This window comes from Bradyrhizobium sp. 157 (assembly GCF_023073815.1).
In the GTDB taxonomy this organism is placed as follows: Bacteria; Pseudomonadota; Alphaproteobacteria; order Rhizobiales; family Xanthobacteraceae; genus Bradyrhizobium.
The window spans coordinates 1-5,864 of the sequence record NZ_JADPKF010000121.1 but is presented as its reverse complement, the minus strand read 5'-3'; the positions used below and the strand labels follow the sequence as shown (position 1 = coordinate 5,864).

7 protein-coding genes and 1 pseudogene are annotated in these 5,864 nt (G+C 59.2%); 4 read left to right on the top strand and 4 right to left on the bottom strand.

The window, feature by feature from the left end; translation table 11 throughout:
• Positions 1-184: 184 nt before the first annotated feature.
• A pseudogene (locus IVA95_RS37755) lies at positions 185-393 on the top strand (hypothetical protein); the annotation flags it as partial.
• 54 nt (positions 394-447) lie between these two features.
• Here IVA95_RS37755 and IVA95_RS37750 read toward each other — a convergent pair.
• The 3 genes from IVA95_RS37750 to IVA95_RS37740 all read right to left on the bottom strand — a co-directional run bounded on the left by IVA95_RS37750 (position 448) and on the right by IVA95_RS37740 (position 2,291).
• Positions 448-1,221, bottom strand: coding sequence for a serine protease (locus IVA95_RS37750; RefSeq protein WP_247515153.1), 774 nt, complete (start codon positions 1,219-1,221; stop codon positions 448-450).
• A 378-nt stretch (positions 1,222-1,599) separates the two neighbouring features.
• On the bottom strand, positions 1,600-1,908 hold the full coding sequence (locus IVA95_RS37745) for a DUF4236 domain-containing protein (RefSeq protein ID WP_247515152.1): 309 nt from the start codon (positions 1,906-1,908) through the stop codon (positions 1,600-1,602).
• Between the two features lie 14 nt (positions 1,909-1,922).
• Complete coding sequence (locus IVA95_RS37740; protein ID WP_247515151.1) at positions 1,923-2,291, bottom strand: hypothetical protein; 369 nt, start codon at positions 2,289-2,291, stop codon at positions 1,923-1,925.
• 179 nt (positions 2,292-2,470) lie between these two features.
• On the opposite strand from IVA95_RS37740, the gene IVA95_RS37735 reads away from it, so the two are divergent.
• The gene (locus IVA95_RS37735) at positions 2,471-3,550 is read left to right on the top strand and encodes a hypothetical protein (protein ID WP_247515150.1); all 1,080 of its coding nucleotides are present in this window, start codon (positions 2,471-2,473) and stop codon (positions 3,548-3,550) included.
• Between the two features lie 452 nt (positions 3,551-4,002).
• Here IVA95_RS37735 and IVA95_RS37730 read toward each other — a convergent pair whose 3' ends face one another.
• Positions 4,003-4,320 carry a hypothetical protein gene (locus IVA95_RS37730; RefSeq protein WP_247515149.1) on the bottom strand — a complete coding sequence of 106 codons (318 nt, stop codon included), beginning with the start codon at positions 4,318-4,320 and terminating at the stop codon, positions 4,003-4,005.
• Between the two features lie 351 nt (positions 4,321-4,671).
• On the opposite strand from IVA95_RS37730, the gene IVA95_RS37725 reads away from it, so the two are divergent.
• Complete coding sequence (locus IVA95_RS37725; protein WP_247515148.1) at positions 4,672-5,049, top strand: hypothetical protein; 378 nt, start codon at positions 4,672-4,674, stop codon at positions 5,047-5,049.
• Positions 5,046-5,342, top strand: a complete 297-nt coding sequence (locus IVA95_RS37720; protein WP_247515147.1) for a hypothetical protein — start codon at positions 5,046-5,048, stop codon at positions 5,340-5,342. Before IVA95_RS37725 ends, IVA95_RS37720 begins: the two co-directional genes overlap by 4 nt.
• Positions 5,343-5,864 lie beyond the last annotated feature (522 nt).

Genomic DNA, 5,864 nt, shown 5'->3' with positions numbered 1-5,864 from the left:
GATGTCGCCGCCCGGCGACGGCGGCGGAGCCGCCGGTGGCGGCGGGCCTCCGACAACAAGCCAGACGGATCCCGATCGGCGTCTTAGACCCCGCTGACCCCTTCGCGTAAGCGGCTGCGCCAGTGCGGGCACGACGTGTTGCGGATGTTCGTGACCGGCGGCCCGCCGGTCGTGGGGCAGAGGCGAATGCAACCGCTGCAAGACCCGGGCAAGCCTGCCGCTCGATGCCATCCGCCGGCCGCCGGATACGCCGATCTGGAAGCTGGAGGCATCGCTGAAATGTCGCTCATGCCGGAAGGGTCGCTCGGCGCCGCCGGTGCGCGCATGATCAAGCTGACCGCTGTGCGCGAGATCACGCCCTACAAGTGGGTGCATCCGGATGAGGAACGGTGAGTAAATGCTGGGTCGATGTGGGGGCCGCTACGAGTTTGCCCCTTTTGTGCCAGCCTATGCGTCAGGGCCTGTTTCGGGAATGTGTGACATTCCCTTCATAACGGGAGCTTCCGGCTTCGCTTGGGCCAGATCCTCCTCTGCCTTAGCCTTCTGCGCTTCCTCAAACTCGCGTTTTTGTGCGCTGGCTTCGTCGATGTTACGAATCCGTTCAGCAATTCCCCTAAAATGGGAGACGTCCTGGGCCCTGAGAAGCCCAGGAAGGGCCTCGCCAGTGGCACGGTTGGCGTGGTACGCAGAGACGCATCCGATGATCTGGACTGCCTCGGGAGACGGACAATGAAAAACTGGCCCGCCGCTGACGCCGTTGATGGCAACACCGTCGATCAGATACCCCTTTCTGGCCTCCTGACGGGCGCTAAGCGTTCCAGCGAAGAAGCAGAGCGTATTCGGCTCTATGTTCGGAAATCCCAACCAGCCGACGTCGATGCCGATGCTGTCGGGCTGACCAGGTGGCATCAATCCTATGGGGATCTCAGGAAGCTTAAAGTCGCCTTTGACAAAGAGCACGACCGCTGAGTCGTTCGAATGGTCTAGAAAGATGATTCGGTCGGTGGCGGTGAGGAATTTTGCGTCGGCCGACATCTCATTCCGAATTTTGATAGGTTGTTGCCATTCCTCAGCGTGACTGACTACGTGAGCAGCTGTCGCGATCCCGCACCATGTCTGATCATGGTTGTAGAACGCCAAGAAACCAGTGCCGTAACCATTTGGCGTCTCGATACGGACAACGTGCTGTCGGACAGTATTGATTGAAGCTTCCCAATTCACGATCAATCTCCTGCGATGATTCGCGATTGGGAGGAGGATGACACCGCCCAGCACGTGACCATGGGCAAATACTCGCTTCTCCCGGTTATTCACAGGCAGGGTGTGCACACGGAGCGAACCGGAGGGCGAGCGCAAGGGGGAGGGGCGAGGAAGTAAAGACAGGCGAGGCGCTGACCTCTTTCGTTCCCCGCCGGGGACACCTGTCAGGCTACGTTCCGAAGGGCGCGCGCCCATCTCACGGGAAGCCAAACTCGATATCGAAAGTCCCTGCGGCTTTTTTAGGATGCGAATTCGCCGAACGACTCGTTCCTGAGCTCGCCGACCGTGGAAATGCGATGGCGCCGCACGACACAGGGGGCGCCGCGACTCGGCAATCGTCTACTTGGGTTGCAGGATCGTCCACCAGATCAGGCCTGCGACCACGTAGACAATTACCAGCAGGAACCACCGGCGCCGCGGTCGGACATCCAATATTGGCACCGCAGCAGGTGTCATCGGTGGGTTCTCTTTTATTTTGCGGGAGAAGCTTAAGCCCGTGCCAGGCAGCGAGGCGGAGATGGTCTTTCCGGCCGTCCCGGTGGTGTAGCCGAAACCCTTGACGCCGACGCGGACGCTGGCGCTTTTCTTGCCGATATTCAGTTTGACACCGGGGATAATCGAAAACGTCTTTCGAAAGCGCAGCCCCATAGTGTTACTCGCCGCTATCGAGGTTTTACGCAGGCATCTACAGCATAGGCACACTGCTCGCCGGCTGTGATCAGGCCGCCAGTGGGCCCTTGATAGTTGACCGATGCGACCGCTCCGCCGGACATCACCACGTTGATGTGACAGAACCGCCGGTGCGAAGTTCCGGAAAAGCTCCCGTACGACGCTGAGCCGCTGGCGACGATCGTGCCGTCGCCAGAGTTGTAGGACCAAACCTCAGTTTGTCCTTCCGCCGCTTTGTTCGCCGGCGGGCCCATGCAGGTCAATAACCGCTCCTTGGACATGCCCACCATCTGAATGCGCGCGTCCTGAGCAACCTGAGCTCGCTGGATCGCGCATCCACTCACCGCGACGGCAAGCGCCACGATTCCCAGACTCCGCATTTTTCTTCCCCCAGACCCTTTGTCCATCCAACCGCAACCGGAGGGCGACCGCAACGGAAAAGCCACCGCTATGGACGGAGATTGTCTCGTTTGGAGCATTGACCTGCCGCGACTCAGGCTCTGCATCTGCCGGCGCAATCACGCGCTTGGCGGAGCTGAACATGACAATGAAAACCTGTGCCATCTGCCCGCATCAAAGCGATTGCTTCAAAGTCGGGGCCTGCCTCGACTATATCAATGCCCAATATCTCGCGACACGGCCGAACCAATTTCCAAGGCTGATGACTCCAGCGCAGGCGACGACTTTCATGAGTCGCTTGCGGGCGGGTGAAGCTGTTCGGCGCATGACGAACGGCGGAGAACTCGGTAAGCCAGTCTGTTCTCGCGAGAAGTTCAAGCGGCACTGCGCAGCGTATCCGAATTGGGGCGCGGAAGCCCTGCGCCTGTCGACGATCAATGAAGCGGCACCGGGTGCAAGATCAAGCAACAATAGGAAGAGAAAACTAACGCAGGAGGTCTGCTTAAAGGGTCTACATCCAATGAAGGGCGACAACCTTATGATACACAAAGGGAGACGGGCATGTCTCGCCTGTTGGAGATATCACGCCACCCATCCACCCATTCATTCGATTTTGCCGGTGCTAGATCAAATCAAAGATGCCCTGCGCCGCGGCATCTCATACGGCCAAATCTGCGCCGGCAAGCCCACTGGAGGCGGCAAGGTCGATCATAGCTTGATACTCGTTAGGCCAAACGTATTTCGTCGCTATCGCGAATTGAATCCCGATTTCGACCAGTTCGTCCGGACTGCGCTCGCTAGTAGCAACAGCCGCGGTCAGAGAATCCGGTGGACTCGCGTTCATACTGCTTCCGTGCGTGATAACAACAGCGACTACTATAGGATTCGCGCTTTGATCCCGGAGCAAAATCTGCATCGCGACGATATCGTCGCCCGCATCTTCGAGGACCTGCTTACTAAGGCACTCAAGCGCGAAGACGTACCCACGCGCATCACGCGCTATATCGCTGAGTTCAACAGGCTCTACCCGACAAAGTTCGCAACGTTCGGCGAGGGCCGGCTCCTATCGCTGGATGAGGCGCTCTACGAGGACGGCGGCGCCGCTAGGATCGACACCATCACGCGGGCCTGTGGGACTAGGCGCCGAGGCGCTGGGATGCCTGCGGAGCCTGAGAACTCCCGAAGCAGTCCCTTGCCGGGGATTGCGCTTCATCCGCGATAGGCGGGGCCAACGGTCTGTGGAAAGCTAATCCCTTGCTATTTGCAGGGCCAAGCTTGTTCAAGGCCTGCTGCGGCCAAGCCCCGAAAGTCTTGATGCAATAGCTCGGGGTGGGCAATCAGGTAATTATAGACGATCCTGACGGCCTGCTCCTGCGTCACGCCTTGCGGCCTGCAATGCCTTACCTCTACTGGCAGATGCCGCCCAAAATAAAGCAGCGTGCTGACGACCCCACCACATTCTCCGTCAAATACATCGTAAGCACGGCTATCAGAGAGATAATGCTGGCAATGCGGCAACATGTAATTCCCGCTGGCAGAATCCTGCCTCTCGCTCCGCAACTCCAAAGGGCCCAGCCACAAAGGAGGACGGCGGTGATCAGAAATTCAATTCGGCGCGGTCGGATCATTTTTTCGCCTTCTCAATCTCCACAAGCCGGCGGACCAATATTCCTTTCACTTGCCGGGCCGATCTTTACGAGTCTCTCGGAACGGGCTCGGCCCTTGTATCAGCTTACGCTTGCGTACCTGCCGTTCTTCGGGCGGCGCCTTCGGATCTATCTGCTTGTCTATCGCCTTTGCCGCCAGTTCAACTGCGCGAGCGGCGCTCTGCTTGCTTGTTGAGATCACGCGGGGTTTCTTGATCCCGGCAGACTTAGACAGCCCAATTTCCACCAAGCGGCGGATTGCTTCCGACAGCGATGGGTTGTCCGGCTGGTCTTCAGCCCACCTCACAACGGAAGCGCGCATTACCGGCGACGCGCGAAAGCCCATGAGCGGATCCTTGCCGGTGGCAGGCCTGCCGCGTCTTTTAGGTTTAACCTTTATTGACTTTGCCATAATTTAGGTTTTACCTTAAAGGCGAGCCGAGGGGAAGTTGCCGCTTCCGCCTCGGCCCTAACCCGAACCATGAAGGGCTATTCCACATGACCCAGGCTAATTTTGCATGTTAGCACGCCACCCCTAAGCACGTCCTTAAACAACGTCACCGCGGACCGCGTCGACACCTCCCGGCGCCGATTCCTAACCCAGGCCGCCGCGGTAACCGCTGGAAGCGCCGCCCTTGCGACGGCCCTCTCGGTGCCCGGATCGGCCGCAGGCGCTAGGCTAGCCCCTGATCCAATCTTGGAAGCCATTGAGCGGCACAAGGCAGCTCACGCCGAATGGGTCTTGTGGGTCGATCGCCATGGCAAGCTCGAAGATGAGCTCCCGGCGGAAAGGCGTTGTTCCGACACAACCCGCGACAACATCGTAGAGACCGACGACACCAGATGGATCGAGGCCGAACGTCAGCTTGACCTGACTGGAGGTGCCGAGATCGAGGCGGCTTACACACTCATCGAAGTGATGCCTACGACACGGCTCGGAGTGCTGGCCTTGCTCGATCACGCCGTCGTCCACGAGGCGGACCGCTTTAGCTGGCCGGAGGGCTGGCACAGCGGCTTACTGGAGAACCTCTCCGAGTTGCTTCCGGAACTCTGGCAGGAAGGAGTAGCGGCATGAAGGCCTCTGAGCACCAGATCATCACGCCCCGGCGCAACTTTCTGATCCGGGCGTTGGGCTTCACTGCAGCCGGCGCCACCGTGCCGATTGGCATCGTGACGCTCGCCGATGCTAAGGCGAGGATAGAGCACCATAAGGCCGAGCTGATGCGAGCCTGGTCCGATTACTACGACGGTGCGAATTGCACTGTTCAAGGTAACGACCTAGAGCCGCACGTTGTAAGAGAACAGCCTCCTGCTGGCGCCTGTCTCGTATTCTATGCGTCAAGGCTTCGCCCCGATGAAGGAGTGTAGCCGAGCGGCATAAGGTGACTGCCAAAGCCCGGCTTCACCGCCGGGCTTTTTCATGGGCAACGACGCGGACGATGCTGAACCGCGACGACGATTCCCAAGAGGGGCGCAACAGCCGCTGAAGATGACCTGTCTGGCAAATAAATAGCCGCAGGCATTAGCGCACTGCGGCTTTAGCCGGATCAATGGTTGTTGGTGATGAAACGTCGGCCCGCCGGCCCCGGCGGCTAGAGACTGATCCAAACCTGAATGCACGAGGAGTCTGGTTTTCTGTTCCGCGATGGAAACTGCGGAGGTGTTGCCGCTGTGCGATAGGCAATGATCTGAGCGTTCAACCTGCGCTCTCCATTTAGAGCGTTGAGGGTTAGGCTGGCATCCGATGCAACTCGCGCATGGGTGTTGCCGACTGCGGCCTCTCGACCGTCTGTTCCGGGACCCACAGCCAATTCTGCTTGGAACCACGCGCTGGGCTGGCAATTGAACTCTCATGAAGATGGCTAAAGCAATCCGGCAGCAGGCGGTCAC